The sequence below is a fragment of the Pseudomonas sp. IzPS59 genome, from assembly GCF_014863505.1.
GTDB lineage: Bacteria > Pseudomonadota > Gammaproteobacteria > Pseudomonadales > Pseudomonadaceae > Aquipseudomonas > Aquipseudomonas kribbensis.
Map to the genome: position 1 here is coordinate 1327304 of NZ_CP062251.1, position 25894 is coordinate 1353197.

A 25894-nucleotide genomic window follows, 5' to 3' on the forward strand; every position below is an offset into this window, starting at 1 on the left:
GGGTCGAGCTTTAAATGGAAAAGACCAAGCAGACTGCGCCGTCCGCGGTGCCGCGCCATGTCGCGATCATCATGGATGGCAACAATCGCTGGGCGAAAAAACGCTTTATGCCGGGTGTCGCCGGGCATAAAGCGGGTGTAGATGCTGTGCGGGCGGTGATCGAGGTGTGTGCCGAGGCCGGTGTCGAGGTGCTGACGCTTTTCGCCTTTTCCAGTGAGAACTGGCAGCGCCCGGCCGATGAGGTCAGTGCCCTGATGGATCTGTTCTTCAAGGCGCTGCGTCGTGAGGCCAAGCGCCTCAATGACAACAACATCAGCCTGCGCATCATTGGTGACCGTTCGCGTTTCCATCCTGAGCTTCAGGCAGCCATGCGTGAAGCTGAAGCGATGACTGCGGGCGCCAATCGCTTCATCCTGCAAATTGCCGCCAACTACGGCGGTCAGTGGGATATCGCCCAAGCTGCACAGCGCCTGGCTCGGGAAGTTCAGGCCGGTCACCTGCGGCCGGAAGACATCACCCCGGATCTGCTGCAAACCTGTCTGGCGACCGGCGACCTGCCATTGCCGGACTTGTGCATCCGTACGGGCGGCGAGCACCGCATCAGCAACTTCCTGCTGTGGCAGCTGGCCTATGCCGAGTTGTACTTCTCCGACCTGTTCTGGCCGGACTTCAAACACGATGCCATGCGTAATGCACTGGCCGATTTCGCTTCGCGTCAGCGTCGCTTCGGTAAAACGAGCGAGCAGATCGAAGCTGGAGCCCGGGTTTAATGCTTAAACAACGAATCATCACTGCGCTGATCCTGCTGCCGATCGCATTGGGTGGATTTTTCCTGCTCGAGGGTTCCGGTTTTGCGCTGTTCATCGGCCTGGTGGTCAGTCTGGGTGCCTGGGAATGGGCGCGCCTGGCCGGTTTCACTGCGCAATCGTTTCGCGTTGGTTATGCGGCAGTCGTCGCGCTGATGCTGTTCGTCATGTACATCCTGCCGGGGCTGGCGCCCTGGGTGCTCGGTGCTTCGGTGATCTGGTGGGCGGTAGCGACCTGGCTGGTGCTGACCTATCCGCGCTCCAGCGAGCGCTGGGCCAGTGCCGCCAGCAAACTGGTGATCGGTCTGCTGATTCTCCTGCCGGCCTGGCAAGGGCTGGTTCAGATCAAGCAATACCCGCTGGGTAACTGGCTGATCATGGCGGTGATGGTGCTGGTCTGGGGCGCGGATATCGGTGCCTACTTTTCCGGTCGTGCATTCGGCAAGCGCAAGCTGGCCCCGCAAGTCAGTCCGGGCAAAAGCTGGGAAGGCGTGTATGGCGGTCTGGCACTGAGCCTCGTTATCACCACGCTGGTCGCTCTGTTTCGTGACTGGACAGTGGCGCAATTGTTCAAAGGCTTGATTGGCGCTGCGCTGATCGTGTTCATCTCGGTGGTGGGCGACCTGACTGAAAGCATGTTCAAGCGTCAGTCCGGGATCAAGGACAGCAGCAATCTGCTGCCGGGCCATGGCGGCATACTGGACCGCATTGACAGCCTGACGGCTGCGATCCCGGTATTCGCCGTGCTGTTGTGGATGGCTGCACCGTGAGCCGCCCACAACAGGTCACTGTTCTGGGGGCAACCGGCTCGATCGGTCTGAGTACTCTGGATGTCATTGCTCGTCACCCTGACCGTTATCAGGTATTTGCACTCAGTGGCTTTACGCGTCTGAGCGAGCTGTTTGCCTTATGCGTACGCCATGTGCCGCAGTTCGCTGTGGTGCCGGAAGTCGCGGCAGCCCGTGGTTTGCAAGACGATTTGCGTGCTGCCGGCCTGTCGACCCGGGTGCTGGTAGGTGAGGAAGGTCTGTGTCAGGTTGCGGCAGCCCCGGAGGTAGATGCCGTGATGGCGGCCATCGTCGGCGCCGCGGGTCTGCGCCCGACCCTCGCCGCTGTCGAGGCGGGCAAGAAAATTCTCCTGGCGAACAAGGAGGCGCTGGTCATGTCCGGCGCCTTGTTCATGGAGGCAGTGCGCAAGAGCGGTTCGGTCCTGCTTCCCATCGACAGTGAGCACAACGCGATTTTCCAGTGCATGCCTCAGGATTTCGCTCGTGGATTGAGCAATGTCGGTGTGCGTCGGATTTTGCTGACGGCCTCGGGTGGTCCTTTCCGGCAGACGCCGATGGCCGAACTGGCGCATGTTTCTCCCGACCAGGCCTGTGCCCATCCTAACTGGTCCATGGGTCGCAAGATTTCCGTGGATTCGGCCAGCATGATGAACAAGGGGCTCGAACTGATCGAAGCCTGCTGGCTGTTCGATGCCCGGCCGTCGCAAGTCGAAGTGGTGATCCATCCACAGAGCGTGATTCACTCTCTGGTCGACTACGTAGATGGCTCGGTACTGGCGCAGCTGGGTAATCCCGACATGCGTACGCCGATCGCCAATGCGCTGGCCTGGCCTGAGCGCATTGATTCTGGCGTGGCGCCATTGGACCTGTTTGCCATCGCGCGCCTGGACTTCGAAGCACCCGATGAAGAGCGCTTCCCGTGCCTGCGGCTTGCCCGTCAGGCAGCCGAGGCCGGCAACAGTGCACCTGCCATGCTCAATGCCGCGAATGAAGTTGCGGTGGCGGCGTTTCTCGACGGGCGGGTTCGCTACCTCGAAATCGCGAGTATCATCGAGGAAGTGTTGAATCTCGAGCCGGTGGTTGCTCTGAATGATCTCGATGCGGTGTTCACGGCGGACGCGGCAGCACGTACGCTCGCCGGGCAATGGCTGACTCGTCACGGTCGATAGACCCTGCGGTACATGGCTTCACGCGGCATAGAACAGGATTGCGGAGAAAGTAGATGAGCGCGCTCTATATGATTGCCGGCACCCTGATCGCCCTGGGTGTGCTGGTCACCTTTCACGAATTCGGCCACTTCTGGGTCGCGCGTCGCTGTGGCGTAAAGGTTCTGCGCTTTTCCGTGGGCTTCGGCATGCCGTTGCTGCGCTGGCATGACAAGCAGGGGACCGAGTTTGTCGTCGCTGCCATTCCGCTGGGCGGCTACGTCAAGATGCTCGATGAGCGTGAAGGTGAAGTGCCCGCTGATCAGCTTCATTTGTCTTTCAATCGCAAGTCAGTTCGCCAGCGTATTGCTATCGTGGCTGCTGGTCCGGTCGCCAACTTCCTGCTGGCCATGGTGTTCTTCTGGGTGCTGGCCATGCTCGGCAGCGAACAGGTACGTCCGGTCATCGGTGCCGTCGAGTCCGGTAGTATCGCTGCGAAAGCCGGTTTGAATGCAGGTCAGGAAATCGTCGCCATCGACGGTGAGCCGACTTCGGGCTGGGCGGCGGTCAACCTGCAACTGGTACGTCGCCTGGGGGAAAGCGGTTCCCTGCAGGTGCTGGTGCGTGAGCAGGGCTCTACGGCCGATTCTCCGCGTGAGCTTGCACTGGATCACTGGCTCAAAGGTGCTGACGAGCCGGATCCGATTCGTTCTCTGGGTATCCGTCCATGGCGTCCTGCATTGCCGCCGATTCTCGCTGAGCTCGATCCGAAAGGCCCGGCCCAGGCTGCCGGGTTGAAGACCGGTGACCGTCTGCTGGCGCTGGACGGCAAGGCGCTGGATGACTGGCAGCAAGTGGTCGACACGGTTCGTACGCGTCCTGATACCAAAATCATGCTGCACGTCGAGCGCGACGGTGCTCAAATCGACGTCCCTGTGACGCTGGCGGCGCGTGGTGAAAGCAAGTCGCCAAGCGGTTATCTGGGGGCGGGAGTGAAAGCTGTCGACTGGCCACCGGAGATGATTCGTGAGGTCAGCTACGGTCCTCTGGCCGCGATTGGCGAGGGCGCCCGTCGTACCTGGACCATGAGCGTCCTGACGCTGGATTCACTGAAGAAAATGCTGTTCGGCGAGCTCTCGGTAAAAAACTTGAGTGGACCGATAACCATTGCTAAAGTGGCGGGCGCTTCTGCCCAGTCGGGCGTTGCTGATTTCCTGAATTTCCTTGCTTATCTGAGTATTAGCCTGGGGGTTCTGAATTTGCTGCCTATTCCTGTACTGGATGGGGGGCATTTGTTGTTTTATCTGATCGAGTGGGCGCGTGGTCGTCCCTTGTCGGATCGGGTGCAAGGTTGGGGGATACAGATCGGTATCAGTTTGGTGGTCGGGGTGATGTTGCTTGCTCTGGTCAACGATCTGGGTCGACTGTAACGCTTCGCTGAATTGCGAATCTGCCGCATTTTGCGGCAGTTTGTTTATTGCCAGTTGGAATAAGAAAGGACTTCATGAAACGTCTGCTGCTAACTGCGGTTCTCACCGTATTGATGATCGCCGAAGTTCACGCCGAGTCCTTCACTATCTCTGATATTCGCGTCAATGGCCTCCAGCGGGTCTCCGCGGGTAGCGTCTTTGGTGCCTTGCCGTTGAACGTCGGCGAGCAGGCGGATGATCGTCGCCTGGTGGAATCCACTCGTGCGTTGTTCAAAACCGGTTTCTTTCAAGATATCCAGCTGGGCCGCGAAGGCAACGTTCTGGTGATCACGGTCGTTGAACGTCCATCGGTCGCGAGCATCGAGATCGAAGGCAACAAGGCCATCTCCACCGAAGACCTGATGAAGGGCCTCAAGCAATCCGGTCTGGCCGAAGGCGAGATCTTCCAGCGTGCGACCCTCGAAGGCGTGCGTAACGAACTGCAACGCCAGTACGTTGCGCAAGGTCGCTACTCGGCTACCGTCGATACCGAAGTGGTATCGCAGCCGCGCAACCGTGTCGGCCTGAAAGTGAAGATCAACGAAGGCACCGTCGCTGCCATTCAGCACATCAACGTGGTGGGCAACACGGTTTTCCCTGAGGAAGACCTGACCGACCTGTTCGAACTGAAGACCACCAACTGGCTGTCGTTCTTCAAGAACGATGACAAGTACGCCCGTGAAAAACTTTCCGGTGACCTGGAGCGTCTGCGTTCCTACTATCTGGACCGCGGCTATATCAACATGGATATCGCTTCGACCCAGGTTTCCATTACCCCGGACAAGAAGCACGTCTATATCACTGTCAACGTCAACGAAGGCGAGAAGTACACCGTTCGTGACGTCAAGCTCAGCGGTGACCTGAAAGTCCCTGAAGACCAGGTCAAGTCGCTGCTGCTGGTGCAAAAGGGCCAGGTGTTCTCGCGCAAGCTGATGACCACCACCTCGGAACTGATCACCCGTCGTCTGGGTAACGAGGGCTACACCTTCGCCAACGTCAATGGCGTTCCGCAGCCGCACGATGACGACCATACCGTGGACATCCTGTTCGCTGTCGATCCGGGCAAGCGTGCCTATGTCAACCGCATCAACTTCCGTGGCAACACCAAGTCCGAAGACGAAGTGCTGCGCCGCGAAATGCGTCAGATGGAAGGTGGCTGGGCTTCGACTTACCTGATCGACCAGTCCAAGACCCGTCTGGAGCGTCTGGGCTTCTTCAAGGAAGTGAACGTCGAGACTCCGGCTGTTCCGGGCGTCGACGACCAGGTTGACGTGAACTATGCGGTTGAAGAGCAGGCTTCCGGTTCGATCACTGCCAGCGTCGGTTTTGCCCAGAGTGCCGGTCTGATCCTTGGTGGCTCGATCACCCAGAACAACTTCCTCGGTACCGGTAACCGCGTCAGCGTCGGCCTGACCCGTAGCCAGTACCAGAGCCGTTACAACTTCGGCTACGTTGACCCCTACTGGACCGCCGATGGCGTGAGCCTGGGCTACAACGCGTTCTATCGCACCACCGACTACAAAGACCTCGACGTCGACGTAGCAAGCTATGCGGTAGACAGCCTGGGTGCCGGCGTGAACGTCGGTTACCCGATCAGCGAGACTTCGCGTCTGACCTTCGGCCTGTCCGCTCAACAGGACAAGATCAAGACCGGTACCTACACCGTTGACGAGATTTTCGACTTCGTTAAGCGTGAAGGCGATCAGTACCTGAACTTCAAGGCGTCGGCCGGCTGGTCCGAGTCCACTTTGAACAAGGGCGTGTTGCCAACCCGCGGCCGTTCGCAGAGTCTGACCCTGGAAACGACGATTCCTGGCAGTGACCTGTCGTTCTACAAACTGGATTACCGTGGCCAGCTGTTCCAGCCACTGACCGAAAACTACACCCTGCGTCTGCACACCGAGCTGGGTTATGGCGACGGTTACGGTTCAACGGACGGCTTGCCGTTCTATGAAAACTACTATGCTGGTGGTTTCAACTCGGTACGTGGTTTCAAAGACAGTACCCTGGGTCCGCGCAGTACGCCGAGCCGTGGTCAGGCGGTTACCGGTAACGCCGGTACGCTTGCCGACCCGGACCAGGATCCGCTGCCATTCGGTGGTAACGTGTTGATCCAGGGTGGTGTCGAGGTGCTGTTCCCGCTGCCGTTCGTGAAGGATCAGCGTTCGTTGCGTACATCGGTATTCTGGGACGTCGGTAACGTGTTCGACTCGACTTGCAAGTCGACCACAAACGCTGATGGTTCCAAGGCCAATACACAGTGCAACGACATCAGCCTGAGCAACATGGCCAGTTCCGTCGGTGTCGGCGTGACCTGGGTTACCGCACTGGGTCCTTTGAGCTTCGCGTTGGCCACACCGATCAAGAAACCGGATAACGCTGAAACTCAAGTGTTCCAATTCTCCCTCGGCCAGACGTTCTAAGCGTCTGACCCAAGATAACGACAATGGATTTTGTAGGAGTGCATCGTGCGTAAGTTGACTCAATTGGTTCTCCTGGCCTCCGTACTGGTGGCAGGCCCGGCATTTGCCGACATGAAAATTGCTGTTCTGAACTATCAGATGGCTCTGCTGGAGTCCGATGCGGCCAAGAAGTACGCCGTGGATGCCGAGAAGAAGTTCGGTCCTCAACTGACCAAACTGAAGACGCTGGAAAGCAGCGCCAAGGGTATCCAGGATCGTCTGATGGCTGGCGGCGACAAGATGCAGCAGGGCGAGCGTGAGCGTCTGGAGCTGGAATTCAAGCAAAAGGCCCGCGACTTCCAGTTCCAGTCCAAGGAACTGAACGAAGCCAAGGCTGTTGCTGACCGTGAAATGCTCAAGCAGCTCAAGCCGAAACTGGATAGCGCAGTGGAAGAAGTCATCAAGAAAGGTGGTTTTGACCTGGTGTTCGAGCGTGGCGCAGTGATCGATGTCAAACCTCAGTACGACATCACGCGCCAGGTTATCGAGCGCATGAATCAGCTGAAGTAACCCATGACCGTGACTATCAGACTCGGCCAGTTGGCCGAGTTCCTCGGTGCCACCCTGAGTGGCGATCCCGAGAAGCAAATTACTGGGCTAGCCACCTTGCAGGAGGCTGGCCCAGCTCAGTTGAGCTTTCTGGCAAACCCTCAATACCGCAAATACCTGGCTGGCTCGCAAGCGGCAGCATTGCTGCTCAAGGCGGCTGATGCCGAAGGTTATACCGGTAATGCGTTGGTGGTGCCGGATCCTTATCTGGCTTACGCACGCATTTCTCACCTGTTCGATCCGAAGCCGAAAGCTGCAGCCGGTATCCATCCGTCGGCAGTGATCGCTCCGGATGCCGTGGTCGATCCGACTGCCAGCATCGGTCCCTTTGTAGTGATCGAAGCGCAAGCACGGATCGGTGCGGGCGTGACGCTCGGCGCGCATTGCGTCGTCGGTGCCCGCAGCGAAATCGGCGAGGGTGGCTGGCTGGCTCCGCGTGTCACGCTGTATCACGATGTGCGGATCGGCAAGCGGGTGGTGATTCAGTCAGGTGCAGTGCTTGGCGGTGAGGGCTTCGGCTTTGCCAACGAGAAAGGCATCTGGCAGAAAATCGCCCAGATCGGTGGCGTGACCATCGGTGACGATGTGGAGATCGGCGTGAATACTGCGATCGATCGGGGTGCGTTGGCCGATACCGTGATCGGTAACGGCGTCAAGCTCGACAACCAGATTCAGATCGCCCACAACGTTCAGGTCGGTGATCACACCGCCATGGCTGCGTGCGTGGGGATTTCCGGCAGCACCAAAATCGGCAAGCACTGCATGCTCGCCGGTGGTGTCGGCCTGGTAGGGCACATCGATATTTGCGACAACGTATTCCTGACCGGGATGACCATGGTGACCCACTCGATTACCGAGCCGGGCGCCTATTCTTCCGGTACGGCCATGCAGCCGGCTGCCGAGTGGCGCAAAAGCGCGGCACGCATCCGTCAGCTCGATGACATCGCGCGACGCTTGCGACAGCTGGAAAAGCAGGCAGGGGAAGTGACCCCTGGCGGTAACGCTTCATCTGAAGGCTGATACCATTTCCATATCAAGTGTGCACAGCCTCTGGACTGCCTCCTTGATTTGCTAGAGGAGTGCGCGTCAGTCGCGCTCCCAATCTTTACATAGGCTTCCCCCCGAAATGATGGACATCAACGAGATTCGCGAATACCTGCCTCACCGTTACCCGTTCCTGCTGGTGGACCGGGTGGTGGAACTGGATACGGAAGGCAAGCGCATTCGCGCCTACAAGAATGTCAGCATCAACGAACCGTTCTTCAATGGCCACTTCCCTGCGCACCCGATCATGCCGGGCGTGCTGATCATCGAAGCGATGGCTCAGGCTGCCGGGATCCTCGGTTTCAAGATGCTCGATGTGAAACCGGCCGATGGCACCCTCTACTATTTCGTCGGTTCCGACAAACTGCGTTTCCGTCAGCCGGTGCTGCCGGGTGATCAGTTGATCCTCGAAGCCAAGTTCATCAGCTGCAAGCGTCAGATCTGGAAGTTCGAATGCCAGGCTTCGGTCGATGGCAAGCCGGTCTGCTCCGCTGAAATCATCTGTGCGGAACGCAAGCTATGAGTTTGATTGACCCTCGCGCAATCATCGATCCTTCGGCCGTACTGGCCGAAGGTGTCGAGGTCGGCCCGTGGTCGATCATCGGCGCAGGTGTGGAAATCGGCGAGGGAACAGTGATCGGGCCACACGTGATCCTCAAAGGTCCGACCCGAATCGGCAAGCACAATCGCATCTACCAGTTTTCCTCGGTAGGCGAAGACACGCCTGATCTCAAGTACAAGGGCGAAGAAACCCGTCTGGTGATCGGTGACCATAACGTTATCCGTGAAGGCGTGACGATTCACCGTGGCACGGTTCAGGATCGTTCCGAAACCACGCTGGGCGATCACAACCTGATCATGGCTTACGCCCACATCGGTCACGACAGTGTCATCGGCAACCACTGCATTCTGGTCAACAACACCGCGTTGGCTGGACATGTGCACGTCGAGGACTGGGCGATCCTGTCCGGCTTCACGCTGGTGCATCAGTATTGCCACATCGGCGCCCACAGCTTTTCCGGCATGGGAACGGCCATTGGCAAGGACGTTCCGGCGTTCGTTACGGTGTTCGGCAACCCGGCCGAAGCGCGCAGCATGAATTTTGAAGGCATGCGTCGTCGTGGTTTCAGCGAGGATGCGATTCACGCCCTGCGTCGCGCTTACAAAACCGTTTATCGTCAGGGGCTGACTGTCGAGCAAGCGCTGGCCGAACTGGCCGAGCCTGCCCTCCAGTTCCCGGAAGTCGCGGTGTTCCGTGACTCCATCCAGTCGTCGTCTCGCGGCATCACTCGCTGATCATGGCCAATCTGCGTATTGCGCTGGTGGCGGGTGAGGCTTCCGGCGATATTCTGGGTGCCGGTCTGATGCGCGCCCTCAAGGCACAGCATCCGGCGGTCGAGTTTATCGGCGTCGGCGGCCCCCTGATGCAGGCCGAGGGCCTGAATTCCTACTTCCCCATGGAGCGGTTGTCGGTCATGGGGCTGGTGGAAGTCCTCGGTCGGCTGCGTGAGCTGCTCAAGCGCCGCAAGGACCTGATCGCCACCCTGATCGCCCAGAAACCGGATGTGTTTATCGGCATCGATGCGCCGGATTTCAACCTCAATATCGAACTCAAGCTGCGTCAGGCCGGGATCAAGACCGTGCACTACGTCAGCCCTTCGGTGTGGGCGTGGCGGCAGAAGCGGGTGCTGAAGATTCGCGAAGGCTGCGACCTGATGCTCACGCTGCTGCCGTTCGAAGCCAGGTTTTATGAAGAGAAGGGCGTACCGGTCAGGTTCGTCGGCCATACGCTGGCCGATACCATTCCACTGGAGGCAGATCGCGTCGCCGCACGTGCCGAACTGGGCCTGCCTGACGGTCCGCTGGTGGCTTTGATGCCGGGCAGCCGGGGCGGCGAAGTCAGTCGTCTGGGCGCGCTGTTCCTCGATACTGCCGAACGCCTGCGCGCCATGCGTCCGGGTTTGCGCTTCGTCATTCCATGTGCCAACCCAGAGCGTCGTGCCCAGCTTGAAGAGCTGCTGGCCGGCCGTGATCTGCCGGTGACCCTGCTCGACGGCAAGTCCCATCTGGCGCTGGCAGCGTGCAACGCGGTCCTGATCGCGTCGGGCACGGCGACCCTTGAGGCGTTGCTCTACAAGCGTCCGATGGTGGTGGCCTATCGTCTTGCACCGCTGACGTTCTGGATTCTCAAACGCATGGTAAAGAGTCCGTACGTCTCCCTGCCGAACCTGCTGGCCCAACGGTTGCTGGTGCCGGAATTGTTGCAGGATGATGCGACGGTCGAGGCGCTGGCCCAGACCCTGTCGCCGCTGATCGACGGCGGTGAAGAACAGACTCGCGGCTTCGATGAAATCCACCGCACCCTGCGCCTGGACGCCTCCAATCAGGCGGCTGACGCCGTTCTGAACCTGATCGGTCAAACACGATGAGCAAGACGAACATGCAGATGGGCCTGGATTTCACGCTGGTCGCCGAAGTCGAAGAATTGGTGGCCGGTGTTGATGAAGTCGGTCGCGGCCCTTTGTGCGGTGCGGTCGTCACGGCAGCAGTGATCCTCGATCCCAACCGGCCGATTCTGGGGCTCAACGACTCGAAGAAACTCACCGAAGCCAAGCGTGAAAAGCTCTACGACGAAATCTGCGAGAAGGCACTGAGCTGGTGCATTGCCCGTGCCGAAGTCGAAGAAATCGACGAGCTGAATATCCTTCACGCCACCATGCTGGCCATGCAGCGCGCCGTCGCGGGTCTGCATATCCAGCCGAAACTGGCGATGATCGACGGCAACCGCTGCCCGAAACTGCCGATGCGTTCCGAAGCAGTGGTCAAGGGCGATAGCAAGGTCCCGGCCATCGCAGCGGCCTCGATTCTGGCCAAGGTCAGCCGCGACCGCGAGATGGCGGCGTTCGAGTTGATCTACCCGGGTTACGGCATCGGCGGTCATAAAGGCTATCCGACGCCCGTTCATCTGGAAGCGCTGGTACGCCTCGGGCCGACGCCGATTCACCGGCGTTCGTTTGCCCCGGTGCGGCAGGCTTACGAGGCGCTGGAAGGTCTCACGCAGGTTTAGCGGCGAGGCTGATGTTTTATTCGGGGCCCGGTACAATCCGGGCCTTGTTGTCTCTATGTAACTGGACAGGATCACTATGCCGGCTTCATTCGTTCATCTACGCCTGCACACTGAATACTCCCTGGTCGACGGGCTGGTGCGGATCAAGCCGCTGGTCAAGGCCCTGACCGGCATGGGCATGCCGGCCGTTGCGGTTACCGACCAGAACAACATGTGTTCGCTGGTCAAGTTCTATAAAAACACCATGGGCGCGGGGATCAAGCCGATCTGCGGCGCCGACCTGTGGCTGTCGAACAAGGACCCGGATGGCCCGCTGAGCCGGATCAGCCTGCTGGTCATGAACGCCCTGGGCTATCGCAATCTGACCGAGCTGATTTCCCGTGGCTTCATCGACGGTCAGCGCAACGGCATGATCATCATCGAGCGCGAGTGGGTGGCCGAGGCCAATGAAGGCCTGATCATGCTGTCCGCCGCGAAAGAGGGCGAGATCGGCATGGCCATGATCGGCGGCAATCCCGCCGAGGCCGAGGTGCTGACCCGTGAGTGGATGACGGTGTTCCCGGATCGCTTCTATCTGGAAATCCAGCGCACCAATCGTCCGAATGACGAAGAACAATTGCACGGCGCCGTGGCCCTGGCCGAGAAACTCGGCGCGCCGCTGGTCGCCACCAACGATGTGCGCTTCATCAAGCAGGAAGACTTCGCCGCCCACGAAACCCGCGTCTGCATCGGTGAGGGCCGGGCCCTCGACGATCCGCGTCGTTCGAAGAATTACAGCGATCAGCAGTACCTGAAAAGCGCCGAGGAAATGGCCGAGCTGTTCAGCGACCTGCCCGACGCGGTGGAAAACACCGTCGAGATCGCCAAACGCTGCAACATCGACGTGAAGCTGGGCAAGCACTTCCTGCCGGACTATCCGATTCCCGATGGCATGACCATCGACGAGTATTTCCGCAAGGTGTCGTTCGATGGTCTGGACGAGCGCCTCAGCGTACTGCTGCCCAAGGACACCACCGAAGATTACGAGGCCAAGCGCCAGGTTTATGTCGACCGGCTGAATTTCGAGCTGGATATCATCATCCAGATGGGATTCCCCGGTTACTTCCTGATCGTGATGGACTTTATCCAGTGGGCCAAGAACAACGGCGTGCCGGTGGGCCCGGGCCGGGGGTCGGGTGCCGGATCGCTGGTGGCCTATGTGCAGAAGATCACCGACCTCGACCCGCTGGAATATGACCTGCTGTTCGAACGTTTCCTTAACCCGGAACGGGTATCCATGCCCGACTTCGACGTCGACTTCTGCATGGACGGCCGCGACCGGGTAATTGATTACGTGGCCGAAAAGTACGGCCGCAACGCCGTGAGTCAGATCATCACCTTCGGTTCCATGGCGGCCAAGGCGGTGGTGCGGGACGTGGCGCGGGCCCAGGGCAAGTCATTCGGCCTGGCGGATCGTCTGTCGAAGATGATTCCGTTCGAAGTCGGCATGACCCTGGAAAAAGCCTACGAGCAGGAAGAAATCCTGCGCGACTTCATCAAGGTCGATGAAGAAGCGGCAGAAATCTGGGAGATGGCGCGCAAGCTCGAAGGCGTGGTGCGTAACGTCGGTAAGCACGCCGGTGGTGTGGTGATCGCGCCGACCAAACTGACCGACTTCTCGCCGATCTATTGCGACGAGGCCGGCGACGGTCTGGTGACCCAGTTCGACAAGGATGACGTGGAAGCGGCCGGTCTGGTGAAGTTCGACTTCCTCGGCCTGCGGACCCTGACGATCATCGACTGGGCGCTGAAGACCATCAACCGCGACCGCGCCAAGGTCAACGAGCCGCCGCTGGACATCGCATTCATCCCGCTGGATGACAAACCGACTTATCAACTGCTGCAAAAAGCTGAAACCACCGCGGTGTTCCAGCTTGAATCCCGCGGCATGAAAGAGCTGATCAAAAAGCTCAAGCCCGACTGCCTCGAAGACCTTATCGCACTGGTGGCCCTGTTCCGTCCGGGCCCGTTGCAGTCCGGCATGGTGGATGACTTCATCAACCGCAAGCACGGTCGCGCGGAACTGGCGTATCCGCACCCGGATTACCAGTACGAAGGCTTGCAGCCGGTACTGGCACCGACCTACGGTATCATCCTGTATCAGGAACAGGTGATGCAGATCGCCCAGGTCATGGCCGGTTACACCCTCGGTGGTGCGGACATGCTGCGTCGGGCGATGGGTAAGAAGAAACCCGAGGAAATGGCCAAGCAGCGTGGCGGTTTCATTGAGGGTTGTGCGTCGAACAATATCGACGCGGATCTTGCCGGTAACATTTTCGACCTGGTGGAAAAATTCGCCGGTTACGGCTTCAACAAATCCCACTCCGCCGCCTACGGCCTGGTGTCGTACCAGACCGCCTGGCTGAAGGCTCACTACCCGGCGCCGTTCATGGCCGCGGTACTGTCGGCGGATATGCACAACACCGACAAGGTCGTGACCTTGATCGAGGAAGTGCGCACGATGAAGCTGCGCCTCGACGCGCCGGACGTGAACACGTCGGAGTTCAAGTTCACGGTGAACGACGAAGGCCGCATCGTGTACGGTCTGGGCGCGATCAAAGGTGTCGGCGAAGGCCCGGTGGAAGCTATTACCGAAGCGCGTCAGGCCGGTCCGTTCAAGGATCTGTTCGACTTCTGCGCCCGGGTCGACCTCAAGCGCATCAACAAGCGCACGCTGGACGGCCTGATCCGCAGTGGCGCGCTGGATCGCCTCGGCCCGTACTTCCATGACGAGCAAAAGGCTTATCAGGCCAACATCGACCGCAACCGCGCGGTGCTGCTGGCGGCGATGGAAGAGGCGATCAAGTCGGCCGAACAGACCGCGCGCACCCGCGACAGTGGTCACGCCGACCTGTTCGGCGGGTTGTTCGTCGAGGAAGACGCAGACGTTTACGCGCTGCACCGCAAGGCCAAGGAGCTGACGCTCAAGGAGCGCCTGAAGGGTGAAAAAGACACCCTCGGCCTGTACCTGACCGGCCACCCGATCGACGAATACGAAGGCGAAATTCGCCGTTTCGCCCGCCAGCGCATCATCGACCTGAAACCGGCCCGGGACACCCAGACCGTGGCGGGGATGATCATTGCCCTGCGGGTGATGAAGAACAAAAAGGGCGACAAGATGGGTTTCATCACCCTCGACGACCGCTCCGGGCGGATCGAGGCGTCGCTGTTCGCCGATGCGTTCCACTCTGCGCAATCGCTGCTGCAGACCGATGCGATGGTGGTGGTCGAAGGCGAGGTCAGCAACGATGACTTCTCCGGCGGCCTGCGCCTGCGGGTCAAGCGGGTGATGAGCATGGAAGATGCGCGCACCAACCTGGCCGAGAGCCTGCGCCTGAAACTGCAGACCCAGGATCTGAAAGGCGATCAGCTACGCTGGTTGGGGGATTTGCTCAAGCGTCATCGCGGGGCGTGCCCGATCACCATGGAATACACCAGCCCGGATGCGAAGACTTTGCTGCAGTTTGGCGAAACCTGGCGGATCGACCCGGCGGATGCCTTGATTCAAGCCCTGCGTGACCAGTTCGGGCGAGACAACGTCTTCCTCCAATACCGTTGACCGGCAGGTGAGACCGAACCGCCTGCCCACAACCTGAATTTTTAATCTCGACCTCAGCGCGCCTCTCCCTTAAGGTAGGGCGCGAATAGACAACCGGCCGGCCCCAAGCTCACTTGGGACACGACCCAAGACGGACGCCTATGAACCCGAATTTCCTGGATTTCGAACAGCCGATCGCCGACCTGCAAGCCAAGATCGAAGAGTTGCGCTTGGTCGGTAATGACAATTCGCTGAATATCGGCGATGAGATCTCCCGCCTGCAGGACAAGAGCAAGACGCTCACCGAAGATATCTTCGGCAAGCTGACCAGCTGGCAGATCGCACGTCTGGCACGTCACCCGAAACGTCCATACACCCTGGACTACATCGAACACATCTTCACCGAGTTCGACGAACTGCACGGTGACCGTCACTTCTCCGACGACGCGGCCATTGTGGGCGGCGTGGCACGTCTGGAAGACCAGCCAGTGATGGTGATCGGTCATCAGAAGGGCCGTGAAGTGCGTGAAAAGGTACGCCGCAACTTCGGCATGCCGCGCCCGGAAGGCTACCGCAAGGCTTGCCGCCTGATGGAAATGGCCGAGCGCTTCAAGATGCCGATCCTGACCTTCATCGACACTCCGGGTGCCTACCCTGGCATCGACGCCGAAGAGCGCAACCAGAGCGAAGCGATCGCCTGGAACCTGCGCGTCATGGCTCGTCTGAAAACCCCGATCATCGCCACCGTGATTGGTGAAGGTGGTTCCGGCGGTGCACTGGCGATCGGTGTTTGCGATCAGTTGAACATGCTGCAGTACTCGACTTACGCGGTGATTTCGCCGGAAGGTTGCGCTTCGATTCTGTGGAAAACCGCAGAAAAGGCGCCGGATGCCGCTGAAGCGATGGGCATCACCGCCGAGCGTCTGAAAGGCCTGGGCATCGTCGACAAAGTGATCGGCGAGCCTCTGGGCGGCGCCCACCGCGATCCGGCGGCGGCTGCTGCCTCGATCCGCGCCGAGCTGAGCTCGCAACTGGCGATGCTGAAGAAGCTCGACAACGAAGCGCTGCTCAAGCGTCGTTACGATCGTCTGATGAGCTACGGTCTCTAAGTCGAGCCGTTTCGGCCATCGATGCAAAACACTGTGGGAGCGGGCTTGCCCGCGAATGCGATGTAACATTCAACAACTGTGTTGGCTGTTTCACCGCTTTCGCGAGCAAGCCCGCTCCCACATTTGGTTTGTGAAAAGGTAGAAGAATGGGTCAGCCCTCGATTGATTTGCCTTCCAGGCTTTTGCGTAATCTCAAGCCCTGGCTCGATGCGGCCCATTGGCGTATCGCTTTCTCGGGCGGCCTCGACTCCACCGTCCTGCTGCACCTTCTGGCAACGCGCGCCAAATCCGAATCCCTTCCGCCGCTAAACGCCATCCATGTCCATCACGGCCTTCAGGCTGCGGCCGATGCGTGGCCGGTGCATTGCCAGGCTGTCTGTGACGCCTTGGGCATCCCATTGCAGATTGTTCACGTGACCGTGCAACAGGGCGCCAGCCTTGAGCGTGCGGCGCGGGATGCGCGCTACGCGGCATTCACTTCGGTGACTCGGATCAATGATGTGTTGATGACGGGCCAGCACCGCGACGATCAGGCAGAAACCCTGTTGTTCCGGTTGCTGCGTGGCGCCGGGGTGCGCGGCCTGTCCGGCATGCCGGCGCAGCGTGCGCTGGGGCAGGGCAGTCTGGTTCGGCCCTTGCTCGACATCACGCGGGCCGAGCTGGAAGTCTATGCACAGGACCATGCTCTACGCTGGGTAGAGGATCCGTCGAATCAGGATCGACAGTTCTCACGCAACTACTTGCGCCATCAGGTCATGCCGCTGCTGACCGGTCGCTGGCCGCAGGCATGCGCCAGCATGGCCCGCAGTGCGGCGCATCTGCGCGAGGCGCAAGGTTTGCTCGATGAGCTGGCGCAGATCGATCTGGCTCAAGCGAGCTTGCCCGGTGAGTTCGAATGGTCGGGATTGCCATCACTGGAGTTCGCGGCCATCGCCGGGTTATCCGAGGCGCGCCAGCGCAATGTACTCAGTCACTGGCTTGAACCGCTCACCCGACTGCCGGATACCGACCATTGGTCGGGTTGGATCGATCTGCGCGATGCCGGTAACGATGCCGCTCCGGTCTGGCGTCTGGCGGATGGCGAGTTGCACCGCAGCGCCGGTCGCCTGTGGTGGCTCAGCGGCTATTGGTTGCGCACGCCGGTGGTCAGCGGCGACTGGCACGAGACGTCGCTGGCGCTACGCTTGCCCGATAACGGGCGTGTCATGTTCAGCGGTCAGACTCCCGCAGGGCCGCTGCAGATCCGCTATCGGCAGGGCGGCGAGGTGATGCATCTGGCGGATCGCGGACATCGCGATCTCAAGCGTCTGCTCAACGAACGCGCGGTGCCGGCCTTTGTGCGTGGCAGATTGCCGCTGCTGTTTCGCGGTGAAGAATTGCTCGCCGTGGCGAACCTGCCGGGGCTCGATGGCAATGCAGTGGAGGGCTGGCGATTGCATTGGCAGCCTTCTGACGAAGATCAAGGTTTGAGATGAAGGGGGCATTCCGGTAGACTACGCTCCCTTCTTGATACAACTTCTGTGGATTCGCCTGAATTGCAGGAGTTGCCGATTACCAAGCAGTCTTTGCTGGGCGATTCCAAAAAATGTGTAGCGAGCAACGTACCGGTGTTTTCACTTCCGGTCTGTCCCAACGCGGCGGTTTTTTTGAAAGGTGCACTGTGATTAATGCAGGTGATCGGGGGCTTCGGCCTTCCTTCGCTTTCCCCGGCGGCTCGGACCGCTTTAACGCAGACTTCTAGGGTTTTTCATGACGCGCTACATATTCGTCACGGGCGGTGTTGTTTCTTCTTTGGGGAAAGGCATTGCATCGGCTTCATTGGCGGCCATCCTGGAGGCGCGGGGGCTTAAGGTCACCATGCTGAAGCTGGATCCGTACATCAACGTCGACCCGGGCACCATGAGCCCGTTCCAGCACGGTGAAGTGTTCGTCACCCACGACGGCGCCGAGACCGACCTGGACCTGGGCCACTACGAGCGGTTCATCCGCACGACCATGACCCAGAACAACAACTTCACCACCGGCCGTGTCTACGAGCACGTGCTGCGCAAAGAGCGCCGTGGTGACTACCTGGGTGCAACCATCCAGGTGATTCCGCACATCACCGACGAAATCAAGCGTCGCATCATCAAGGGCGCCGGCGATGCCGACGTGGCCCTGGTGGAAATCGGCGGTACCGTTGGCGACATCGAATCGCAACCGTTCCTCGAAGCCATCCGCCAGCTGCGTGTGGAAGTCGGTTCCAAGCGCGCGATGCTGATGCACCTGACCCTGGTTCCGTACATCGCCACCGCTGGCGAGACCAAGACCAAGCCGACCCAGCACTCCGTAAAAGAGCTGCGTTCGATCGGCCTGCAGCCAGACGTGCTGATCTGCCGTTCCGACCATCCGGTGGATGTGTCGTCGCGTCGCAAGATCGCGCTGTTCACCAACGTTGAAGAGCGTGCGGTGATCTCCCTGGAAGACGTCGACACCATCTACAAGATCCCGGCCGTGCTGCACGCCCAGGGTCTGGACGATTTCGTCGTCGAGCGTTTCGGCCTGCAATGCAATGGCGCCGACCTGTCCGAGTGGGAAAAGGTCGTCGATGCCAAGCTGAACCCTGAGCACGAAGTCACCATCGCGATGGTCGGCAAGTACATGGAGCTGCTGGACGCCTACAAGTCGCTGATCGAAGCGATGAGTCACGCCGGCATCACCAACCGTACCAAGGTCAACCTGCGCTACATCGATTCCGAAGACATCGAGAACCAGGGCACCGCGCTGCTGGAAGGTGTCGACGCGATCCTCGTACCGGGCGGCTTCGGTCTGCGTGGCGTGGAAGGCAAGATCACTGCCGTTCAATACGCTCGCGAAAACAAGGTTCCGTACCTGGGCATCTGCCTGGGCATGCAAGTGGCGGTCATCGAGTTCGCCCGTAACGTGCTGGGCTGGAAAGACGCCAACTCCACCGAGTTCGATCGTGCCAGCGGCCATCCGGTTGTCGGTCTGATCACCGAGTGGGAAGACGCCACCGGCGCCGTTGAAGTACGTACCGAAGCGTCCGACCTGGGCGGCACCATGCGCCTCGGCGCTCAGGAATGCCTGCTCGAAGCCGGCTCCAAGGTGCACGATTGCTACGGCAAGGATGTGATTGTCGAGCGTCACCGTCACCGTTACGAAGTGAACAACAACCTGCTGCCGCAGATCATCGAAGCCGGCCTGAAGATTTCCGGTCGTTCTTCCGATGCAGCGCTGGTCGAAGTGGTCGAAGCTCCGGATCATCCATGGTTCGTCGCTTGCCAGTTCCACCCGGAATTCACCTCGACTCCGCGTGACGGTCACCCGCTGTTCAGCGGTTTCGTGAAAGCAGCGTTGGCTCAACACCAGAAGAAGGCGTAACCCGATGGCACAGAAGATCATCCGCGTCGGCGACATCGAGATTGCCAACGACAAACCCATGGTGCTGTTCGGCGGCATGAACGTGCTGGAAAGCCGTGACATGGCCATGCAGGTTTGCGAAGAGTACGTGAAGGTCACCGAAAAACTCGGTATCCCTTACGTGTTCAAGGCCAGTTTCGACAAGGCCAACCGTTCTTCTGTGACCTCCTATCGCGGTCCTGGCCTGGAAGAGGGCATGCGCATCTTCCAGGACATCAAACAAGCCTTCGGCGTACCGATCATCACCGACGTCCACGAGCCTGACCAGGCCGCGGTCGTCGCTGAGGTCTGCGACATCATCCAGTTGCCGGCCTTCCTGTCGCGCCAGACCGATCTGGTCGTCGCGATGGCCAAGACCAACGCTGTGATCAACATCAAGAAAGCCCAGTTCCTTGCGCCTCAGGAAATGAAACACATCCTGAACAAGTGCGTGGAAGCGGGCAACGATCAGTTGATCCTCTGCGAGCGCGGTTCGAGCTTCGGCTACAACAACCTCGTGGTCGACATGCTCGGCTTCGGCATCATGAAGCAGTTCGAGTACCCGGTATTCTTCGACGTGACCCATTCGCTGCAGATGCCAGGCGGTCGTTCCGACTCCGCCGGCGGTCGCCGCGCCCAGGTCACCGACCTGGCCAAGGCGGGCATGAGCCAGTCGCTGGCGGGCCTGTTCCTCGAAGCGCATCCGGATCCGGACAACGCCAAATGCGACGGCCCTTGTGCCTTGCGTCTGGACAAACTGGAGCCATTCCTGGCCCAGCTCAAAGCCCTGGACGAACTGGTGAAGAGTTTTCCGACGGTAGAAACCGCGTAAACCGCAATTCTCCGGTAAAGTACCGCACGATTTGTCGCTCATGCCCTCGGGTATGAGCGTTGTCGTCTGCAAGCTGCCCGCTGTACACCACTTGCCGACGGTCAAAAGATTTCCTCTAGCTGCGTCGTTTTCGTCAACTTTGGAGTGTTTACAACAATGGCAAAAATCGTCGACATCAAAGGTCGTGAAGTTCTCGACTCCCGTGGCAATCCCACCGTGGAAGCGGACGTGCTTCTCGACAACGGCATCATCGGCAGCGCTTGCGCGCCGTCCGGTGCATCCACTGGCTCGCGTGAAGCGCTCGAGCTGCGTGATGGCGACAAGAGCCGTTACCTGGGCAAGGGCGTGCTCAAGGCGGTAGCCAACATCAACGGTCCGATCCGCGATCTGCTGCTGGGCACCGACCCAAGCGACCAGAAAGCCCTGGATCACGCGATGATCAAGCTCGACGGTACCGAAAACAAGGCAACCCTGGGCGCCAACGCCATCCTCGCCGTTTCCCTGGCTGCGGCCAAGGCGGCTGCACAGGATCAGGACCTGCCGCTGTACGCACACATCGCCAACCTGAACGGCACTCCGGGTGTGTACTCGATGCCGGTTCCGATGATGAACATCATCAACGGTGGCGAACACGCCGACAACAACGTCGACATCCAGGAATTCATGGTTCAGCCGGTCGGCGCCAAGTCTTTCTCGGAAGGTCTGCGCATGGGCACCGAGATTTTCCATCACCTGAAAGCTGTTCTGAAGGCCCGTGGCCTGAGCACTGCTGTCGGTGACGAAGGCGGTTTCGCGCCGAACCTGGCTTCCAACGAAGACGCACTGAAAGTGATCTCCGAAGCTGTTGCCAACGCCGGTTACAAGCTGGGCACCGACGTGACCCTGGCTCTGGACTGCGCGGCCAGCGAATTCTTCGAAGACGGCAAGTACAACCTGTCCGGCGAAGGCCAGGTGTTCACCGCTGAAGGTTTCGCCGACTACCTGAAAGGCCTGACCGAGCGTTACCCGATCATCTCGATCGAAGACGGTCTGGACGAGTCCGACTGGGCCGGCTGGAAGATCCTCACCGACAAGATCGGCGAGAAGACCCAACTGGTAGGCGACGACCTGTTCGTGACCAACACCAAGATCCTGAAAGAAGGCATCGATAAAAAGATCGCCAACTCGATCCTGATCAAGTTCAACCAGATCGGCACCCTGACCGAAACCCTGGAAGCCATCCAGATGGCCAAGGCTGCCGGTTACACCGCCGTGATCTCGCACCGTTCGGGCGAAACCGAAGATTCGACCATTGCCGATCTGGCCGTGGGCACTTCGGCTGGCCAGATCAAGACCGGCTCTCTGTGCCGTTCCGATCGCGTTTCCAAGTACAACCAACTGCTGCGTATCGAAGAGCAGTTGAATGGCAAAGCCAAGTACAACGGTCGCTCCGAGTTCCGCGGCTGATCGCTACATGTTAAAAAGACACCGGATTGTGTCGGAAAAGTCGTGACAGCGATGGATTTGCCACTAATCTGATGCCTTATATGCACAAGCCTGGATATTCCAGGCTTCGTGCTATCAGATGCTTCAAAGTTTTTGCGTGGCTGTCTTTTTTCACTGGATACCTGATATTCGATGCGCAGTCCTTACTGGTTGTTTCTCGTCTTGCTCTTGCTGCTGGCCGGTCTGCAGTACCGCCTGTGGGTGGGCAATGGCAGTCTGGCGCAGGTCGCCGAACTGAATCAGCAGATTGCTGATCAACACGCCGAGAACGAAGCCTTGCTGGAGCGCAACCGGGTGATGGACGCTGAAGTCAGCGAGTTGAAAAAAGGCATGGAGACCGTTGAAGAGCGGGCTCGTCACGAACTGGGCATGGTCAAGGACGGCGAAACCCTTTACCAGTTGGCCCAATGATCGATTCCCTGCCGGCCTTCTGGGCCGTGATTCCTGCTGCGGGCGTCGGTGCCCGTATGGCCGCGGACCGTCCCAAGCAATACCTGCAACTGGGCGGGCGCACAATTCTCGAACACAGCCTCGGCTGTTTCCTCGATCACCCGAGCCTCAAGGGGCTGGTGGTCAGTCTTGCTGTCGATGATCCTTATTGGCCGACCCTGGCCAGCGCCAGCGATCCGCGAATTCAACGGGTCGATGGCGGCGCCGAGCGTTCCGGTTCGGTGCTCAACGCCTTGCTGCATTTGCATGCGCAAGGTGCCGACGATGAGGATTGGGTGCTGGTGCACGATGCGGCACGGCCCAATCTGAGCCGTGACGATCTTGATAAATTACTTTCAGAACTTGCCGACGACTCAGTGGGCGGCCTGCTGGCCGTGCCGGCACGCGACACCCTCAAGCGGGTCGACAAGCACGGTCGTGTGGTCGAAACCGTGGATCGCAGCGTGATCTGGCAGGCCTACACACCACAGATGTTTCGCCTCGGTGCACTGCACCGCGCGCTGGCGGACAGTCTGGTGGCCGACGCGCTGATCACCGATGAAGCCTCGGCGATGGAGTGGGCCGGCATGGCGCCGCGCCTGATCGAGGGCCGTGCGGATAACCTGAAAGTCACCCGCCCGGAAGACCTCGAATGGTTGCGCCAGCGCTGGGCCAACCGTCGTTAAATCCGGTATTCCGGCCGTTCGGCCAAGCCTTCCTTGAGAAAATCCACCAGTTTGCGCACTTTCGGCGAAAGGTGCCTTTGCTGTGGATACAGCGCCCACACCGCCGTATTCGGCGGTTGATGCGCCTCCAGCAATGAGATCAATGCACCGCTGTGCAGGTGCTCCAGCACGTAATAGTCCGGCAACTGACACAAACCCACGCCCTGCAGCGCTGCATCCAGCACCGCTTGCCCACTGTTGCAGCGCCAGTTTCCCTGCACCCGCTGGGAAAATTCCCGCCCATTTTGCTCAAGCTGCCAGATGTCCGAGCTGCCGATCAGGCAATTGTGCCGGCTCAGTTCCGACAAACTGTGTGGCCGACCGTACCGTTCGAGGTAGGACGGCGATGCGCAGAGGTACATGCGCCGTGGGGCCAGACGAGTCGCCACCAGCCGGGAATCCTGAAGACGCCCGAGACGGATCGCCAGATCCAGACCTTCATGCACCAGATCGAGTTGCCGGTTGGTCAGTTCGATATCGATGCGCAACTGTGGATAGTGCCCCATGAACCGGGTCACCAGCGGCACGATGAAGCGTTCGCCATAAGCTACGGCGCAGGTCATGCGTAGCATGCCTTTGGGCTCGCTGGTCAGATCGCCGACTGCACGCAACGCTTCTTCGCGGCCGTCCTGCAGGCGCTGGCAATGTTGCAGAAACGTCTGGCCGGCTTCTGTCAGCGTGACGCGCCGGGTACTGCGGTAGAGCAGTCGTGTCTGCAAACGCTCTTCCAGCCGTACGATTTGTCGACTGATGTGTGAGGAGGAAACGCCCAAGCGTTCGGCAGCCGCGGTGAACTGGCTGCATTCGGCAACGGCAACGAACTCGTCGATGCCTTCCCAGCGGTTTTCCGACATGGGGATTATCCCTGTATGGCAATAATGTTTTGCTTTTGTCCTGATTATTCATCAATCGGCGCTGGACTACACTGCCAGTCTGTTTTTTTATTCAATGGATTCACTGGAGAGTCAGCATGATCAAGTCGCGCGCCGCCGTTGCCTTCGAGGCCAAGAAGCCGCTGGAAATCGTAGAAGTCGATGTCGCCATGCCCAAGGCCGGTGAAGTGTTGCTGCGCGTGGTGGCTTCCGGGGTTTGCCACACTGACGCCTACACCCTGTCCGGCGCTGACCCGGAAGGCATCTTCCCGTCGATCCTCGGTCACGAAGGCGGCGCGATCGTTGAAGCGATCGGCGAAGGCGTGACCTCGGTGGCCGTCGGCGATCACGTGATCCCGCTGTACACCCCGGAATGCGGCCAGTGCAAATTCTGCAAGTCGGGCAAGACCAACCTGTGCCAGGCGATTCGCGCCACTCAGGGCAAGGGCCTGATGCCGGACGGTACTTCGCGTTTTTCCTACAAAGGCCAAACGATTTTCCACTACATGGGTACCTCGACCTTCTCCGAGTACACCGTGCTGCCGGAAATCTCCGTGGCCAAGATCTCCAAGGACGCGCCGCTGGAAAAGGTCTGCCTGCTCGGTTGCGGCGTGACCACCGGGATCGGTGCGGTGATCAACACCGCCAAGGTCAAACCGGGTGACACCGTGGCCATCTTCGGTCTTGGCGGCATCGGTCTGTCGGCGGTGATTGGCGCGGTGAAGGCCAAGGCCTCGCGCATCATCGCTATCGACATCAACCCGGCCAAGTTCGAAATCGCCAAGCAATTGGGCGCTACCGACTGCGTGAACCCGAAAGATTTCGATCGTCCGATCCAGGAAGTGATCGTCGACATGACCGACGGCGGCGTCGACTTCTCCTTCGAATGCATCGGCAACGTGCAACTGATGCGCGCAGCCCTCGAGTGCTGCCATAAAGGCTGGGGCGAGTCGGTCATCATCGGCGTTGCCGGTGCCGGCCAGGAAATCGCTACCCGTCCGTTTCAGTTGGTGACCGGTCGCGTCTGGCGCGGTTCGGCGTTCGGTGGCGTGCGTGGTCGTACCGAGTTGCCAAGCTATGTCGACATGGCTCAGAGCGGAGAAATCCCGCTGGACACCTTCATCACCCACACCATGGGCCTGGAAGACATCAACAAGGCCTTCGATTTGATGCACGAAGGCAAGAGCATCCGTACCGTCATTCATTTCTGATCAATCGCGATGCCACGGCTGCCAATGTGCAGTCGTGGCTGCGTAGGAGTCCTACATGAGTCTGGAAAACATCTCCTGTCAGAAGAGTTTCGGCGGCTGGCACAAGCGCTATCGCCATCGCTCCGAAGTGCTGGGCTGCGACATGGTGTTCGCCGTGTATCTGCCGCCGCAGGCAGAACAGGGCGGCAAGCTGCCGGTGCTGTACTGGCTGTCGGGCCTGACCTGCACGGACGAGAACTTCATGCAGAAGGCCGGCGCCATGCGTATGGCGGCGGAACTGGGGTTGATCATCGTGGCGCCGGACACCAGTCCCCGTGGCGCCGATGTACCGGGTGACCCTGATGGCGCGTGGGATTTCGGCCTCGGTGCCGGGTTTTATCTGAATGCCACGCAGGAGCCATGGTCGCGGCACTATCGGATGCATGACTACGTCGTGCAGGAATTGCCTTCACTGGTTGAAGCGCATTTCCCGGCGTCGGACAAGCGCAGCATCAGCGGCCACTCCATGGGCGGTCACGGTGCTCTGGTCTGTGCGTTGCGCAATCCGGGGCGTTACCAGTCGGTGTCGGCGTTTTCGCCGATCAACAATCCGGTGGATTGCCCGTGGGGGCAGAAGGCGTTCTCCCGTTATCTGGGCGAAGACCGTTCGAAATGGCGCGAGTGGGACGCCTGTGCGCTGATCGCCGAGGCCGACGAGAAACTGCCATTGCTGGTCGATCAGGGTGACCGCGACGATTTCCTTGCCACCCAGCTCAAACCCGAAGCCCTGCAACAAGCGGCAAAACAGGCGGGTCATCCGCTGACGTTGCGGCTGCAACCGGGCTACGACCACAGCTATTTCTTCATCGCCAGCTTCATTGACGACCACTTGCAGCATCACGCACGCGCTCTAAAGGGCTAATGCAGGTAGAATCACGCCCTGACA

The 25894-nt window shown here is 59.8% G+C and carries 22 protein-coding genes; 21 read left to right on the forward strand and 1 reads right to left on the reverse strand.

Features of this window, described 5'->3' with window-relative positions; genetic code table 11:
• Window positions 1-14: 14 nt before the first annotated feature.
• The 19 genes from uppS (at window position 15) to ispD (ending at window position 22847) form a co-directional block, all read left to right on the forward strand.
• The gene (uppS, locus tag IF189_RS05785) at window positions 15-770 is read left to right on the forward strand and encodes a polyprenyl diphosphate synthase (RefSeq protein ID WP_085712839.1); all 756 of its coding nucleotides are present in this window, start codon (window positions 15-17) and stop codon (window positions 768-770) included.
• Window positions 770-1576, forward strand: a complete 807-nt coding sequence (locus IF189_RS05790; protein WP_085712840.1) for a phosphatidate cytidylyltransferase — start codon at window positions 770-772, stop codon at window positions 1574-1576. The genes uppS and IF189_RS05790 overlap by 1 nt, the downstream gene beginning before the upstream one ends.
• On the forward strand, window positions 1573-2763 hold the full coding sequence (gene ispC, locus IF189_RS05795; RefSeq protein WP_134825641.1) for a 1-deoxy-D-xylulose-5-phosphate reductoisomerase: 1191 nt from the start codon (window positions 1573-1575) through the stop codon (window positions 2761-2763). The genes IF189_RS05790 and ispC overlap by 4 nt, the downstream gene beginning before the upstream one ends.
• 53 nt (window positions 2764-2816) lie before the next feature.
• Entirely contained in the window at window positions 2817-4169 is a 1353-nt protein-coding gene (rseP, locus tag IF189_RS05800; RefSeq protein ID WP_085729810.1) for a sigma E protease regulator RseP, read from the forward strand.
• A 74-nt stretch (window positions 4170-4243) separates the two neighbouring features.
• Complete coding sequence (bamA, locus tag IF189_RS05805; protein ID WP_114881640.1) at window positions 4244-6631, forward strand: outer membrane protein assembly factor BamA; 2388 nt, start codon at window positions 4244-4246, stop codon at window positions 6629-6631.
• Window positions 6632-6676: 45 nt separating this feature from the next.
• The gene (locus IF189_RS05810) at window positions 6677-7180 is read left to right on the forward strand and encodes an OmpH family outer membrane protein (protein ID WP_003222140.1); all 504 of its coding nucleotides are present in this window, start codon (window positions 6677-6679) and stop codon (window positions 7178-7180) included.
• A gap of 3 nt (window positions 7181-7183) precedes the next feature.
• The gene (gene lpxD / locus IF189_RS05815; RefSeq protein WP_192552969.1) at window positions 7184-8239 is read left to right on the forward strand and encodes a UDP-3-O-(3-hydroxymyristoyl)glucosamine N-acyltransferase; all 1056 of its coding nucleotides are present in this window, start codon (window positions 7184-7186) and stop codon (window positions 8237-8239) included.
• A 106-nt stretch (window positions 8240-8345) separates the two neighbouring features.
• A complete protein-coding gene (gene fabZ, locus IF189_RS05820; RefSeq protein WP_003222142.1) occupies window positions 8346-8786 on the forward strand; it encodes a 3-hydroxyacyl-ACP dehydratase FabZ in 441 nt (146 codons plus the stop codon).
• Entirely contained in the window at window positions 8783-9559 is a 777-nt protein-coding gene (gene lpxA / locus IF189_RS05825) for an acyl-ACP--UDP-N-acetylglucosamine O-acyltransferase (RefSeq protein ID WP_134825643.1), read from the forward strand. The genes fabZ and lpxA overlap by 4 nt, the downstream gene beginning before the upstream one ends.
• Window positions 9560-9561: 2 nt before the next feature.
• A complete protein-coding gene (gene lpxB / locus IF189_RS05830) occupies window positions 9562-10692 on the forward strand; it encodes a lipid-A-disaccharide synthase (RefSeq protein ID WP_134825644.1) in 1131 nt (376 codons plus the stop codon).
• An 11-nt stretch (window positions 10693-10703) separates the two neighbouring features.
• The gene (gene rnhB, locus IF189_RS05835; protein ID WP_085712847.1) at window positions 10704-11330 is read left to right on the forward strand and encodes a ribonuclease HII; all 627 of its coding nucleotides are present in this window, start codon (window positions 10704-10706) and stop codon (window positions 11328-11330) included.
• Between the two features lie 76 nt (window positions 11331-11406).
• A complete protein-coding gene (gene dnaE, locus IF189_RS05840) occupies window positions 11407-14928 on the forward strand; it encodes a DNA polymerase III subunit alpha (protein ID WP_134825645.1) in 3522 nt (1173 codons plus the stop codon).
• Between the two features lie 140 nt (window positions 14929-15068).
• Entirely contained in the window at window positions 15069-16016 is a 948-nt protein-coding gene (locus IF189_RS05845) for an acetyl-CoA carboxylase carboxyltransferase subunit alpha (protein WP_085712849.1), read from the forward strand.
• 146 nt (window positions 16017-16162) lie between these two features.
• The gene (tilS, locus tag IF189_RS05850) at window positions 16163-17491 is read left to right on the forward strand and encodes a tRNA lysidine(34) synthetase TilS (RefSeq protein ID WP_192552970.1); all 1329 of its coding nucleotides are present in this window, start codon (window positions 16163-16165) and stop codon (window positions 17489-17491) included.
• A 274-nt stretch (window positions 17492-17765) separates the two neighbouring features.
• Complete coding sequence (locus tag IF189_RS05855; protein ID WP_011332696.1) at window positions 17766-19397, forward strand: CTP synthase; 1632 nt, start codon at window positions 17766-17768, stop codon at window positions 19395-19397.
• A 4-nt stretch (window positions 19398-19401) separates the two neighbouring features.
• Window positions 19402-20247: a 3-deoxy-8-phosphooctulonate synthase gene (gene kdsA / locus IF189_RS05860; protein ID WP_007954807.1), complete on the forward strand. Its 846-nt coding sequence runs from the start codon at window positions 19402-19404 to the stop codon at window positions 20245-20247.
• A gap of 156 nt (window positions 20248-20403) precedes the next feature.
• The gene (gene eno / locus IF189_RS05865; RefSeq protein WP_007954808.1) at window positions 20404-21693 is read left to right on the forward strand and encodes a phosphopyruvate hydratase; all 1290 of its coding nucleotides are present in this window, start codon (window positions 20404-20406) and stop codon (window positions 21691-21693) included.
• A 171-nt stretch (window positions 21694-21864) separates the two neighbouring features.
• Entirely contained in the window at window positions 21865-22143 is a 279-nt protein-coding gene (ftsB, locus tag IF189_RS05870; RefSeq protein ID WP_003222158.1) for a cell division protein FtsB, read from the forward strand.
• Window positions 22140-22847, forward strand: coding sequence for a 2-C-methyl-D-erythritol 4-phosphate cytidylyltransferase (ispD, locus tag IF189_RS05875; RefSeq protein WP_134825647.1), 708 nt, complete (start codon window positions 22140-22142; stop codon window positions 22845-22847). The genes ftsB and ispD overlap by 4 nt, the downstream gene beginning before the upstream one ends.
• On the opposite strand, the gene IF189_RS05880 is transcribed toward ispD, so the two are convergent.
• Window positions 22844-23740 carry a LysR substrate-binding domain-containing protein gene (locus tag IF189_RS05880; protein ID WP_085712852.1) on the reverse strand — a complete coding sequence of 299 codons (897 nt, stop codon included), beginning with the start codon at window positions 23738-23740 and terminating at the stop codon, window positions 22844-22846. The two genes, ispD and IF189_RS05880, sit on opposite strands and share 4 nt — an antisense overlap.
• Window positions 23741-23856: 116 nt before the next feature.
• On the opposite strand from IF189_RS05880, the gene IF189_RS05885 reads away from it, so the two are divergent.
• Window positions 23857-24969: an S-(hydroxymethyl)glutathione dehydrogenase/class III alcohol dehydrogenase gene (locus tag IF189_RS05885; RefSeq protein ID WP_007954819.1), complete on the forward strand. Its 1113-nt coding sequence runs from the start codon at window positions 23857-23859 to the stop codon at window positions 24967-24969.
• 55 nt (window positions 24970-25024) lie between these two features.
• Window positions 25025-25870 carry an S-formylglutathione hydrolase gene (gene fghA, locus IF189_RS05890; RefSeq protein WP_192552971.1) on the forward strand — a complete coding sequence of 282 codons (846 nt, stop codon included), beginning with the start codon at window positions 25025-25027 and terminating at the stop codon, window positions 25868-25870.
• The last annotated feature ends 24 nt before the right edge of the window (window positions 25871-25894 follow it).

Excerpts from the sequence above, each read along its gene's own strand:
- dnaE (WP_134825645.1), top strand. The coding sequence starts at position 11,407 with ATGCCGGCTTCATTCGTTCATCTACGCCTGCACACTGAATACTCCCTG.
- lpxA (WP_134825643.1), top strand. The coding sequence starts at position 8,783 with ATGAGTTTGATTGACCCTCGCGCAATCATCGATCCTTCGGCCGTACTG.
- uppS (WP_085712839.1), top strand. The coding sequence starts at position 15 with ATGGAAAAGACCAAGCAGACTGCGCCGTCCGCGGTGCCGCGCCATGTC.
- fabZ (WP_003222142.1), top strand. The coding sequence starts at position 8,346 with ATGATGGACATCAACGAGATTCGCGAATACCTGCCTCACCGTTACCCG.
- ispD (WP_134825647.1), top strand. The coding sequence starts at position 22,140 with ATGATCGATTCCCTGCCGGCCTTCTGGGCCGTGATTCCTGCTGCGGGC.
- rnhB (WP_085712847.1), top strand. The coding sequence starts at position 10,704 with ATGCAGATGGGCCTGGATTTCACGCTGGTCGCCGAAGTCGAAGAATTG.
- IF189_RS05790 (WP_085712840.1), top strand. The coding sequence starts at position 770 with ATGCTTAAACAACGAATCATCACTGCGCTGATCCTGCTGCCGATCGCA.
- IF189_RS05885 (WP_007954819.1), top strand. The coding sequence starts at position 23,857 with ATGATCAAGTCGCGCGCCGCCGTTGCCTTCGAGGCCAAGAAGCCGCTG.
- bamA (WP_114881640.1), top strand. The coding sequence starts at position 4,244 with ATGAAACGTCTGCTGCTAACTGCGGTTCTCACCGTATTGATGATCGCC.
- IF189_RS05855 (WP_011332696.1), top strand. The coding sequence starts at position 17,766 with ATGACGCGCTACATATTCGTCACGGGCGGTGTTGTTTCTTCTTTGGGG.
- kdsA (WP_007954807.1), top strand. The coding sequence starts at position 19,402 with ATGGCACAGAAGATCATCCGCGTCGGCGACATCGAGATTGCCAACGAC.
- lpxD (WP_192552969.1), top strand. The coding sequence starts at position 7,184 with ATGACCGTGACTATCAGACTCGGCCAGTTGGCCGAGTTCCTCGGTGCC.
- eno (WP_007954808.1), top strand. The coding sequence starts at position 20,404 with ATGGCAAAAATCGTCGACATCAAAGGTCGTGAAGTTCTCGACTCCCGT.
- ftsB (WP_003222158.1), top strand. The coding sequence starts at position 21,865 with ATGCGCAGTCCTTACTGGTTGTTTCTCGTCTTGCTCTTGCTGCTGGCC.
- IF189_RS05880 (WP_085712852.1), bottom strand. The coding sequence starts at position 23,740 with ATGTCGGAAAACCGCTGGGAAGGCATCGACGAGTTCGTTGCCGTTGCC.
- rseP (WP_085729810.1), top strand. The coding sequence starts at position 2,817 with ATGAGCGCGCTCTATATGATTGCCGGCACCCTGATCGCCCTGGGTGTG.
- IF189_RS05845 (WP_085712849.1), top strand. The coding sequence starts at position 15,069 with ATGAACCCGAATTTCCTGGATTTCGAACAGCCGATCGCCGACCTGCAA.
- fghA (WP_192552971.1), top strand. The coding sequence starts at position 25,025 with ATGAGTCTGGAAAACATCTCCTGTCAGAAGAGTTTCGGCGGCTGGCAC.
- tilS (WP_192552970.1), top strand. The coding sequence starts at position 16,163 with ATGGGTCAGCCCTCGATTGATTTGCCTTCCAGGCTTTTGCGTAATCTC.
- lpxB (WP_134825644.1), top strand. The coding sequence starts at position 9,562 with ATGGCCAATCTGCGTATTGCGCTGGTGGCGGGTGAGGCTTCCGGCGAT.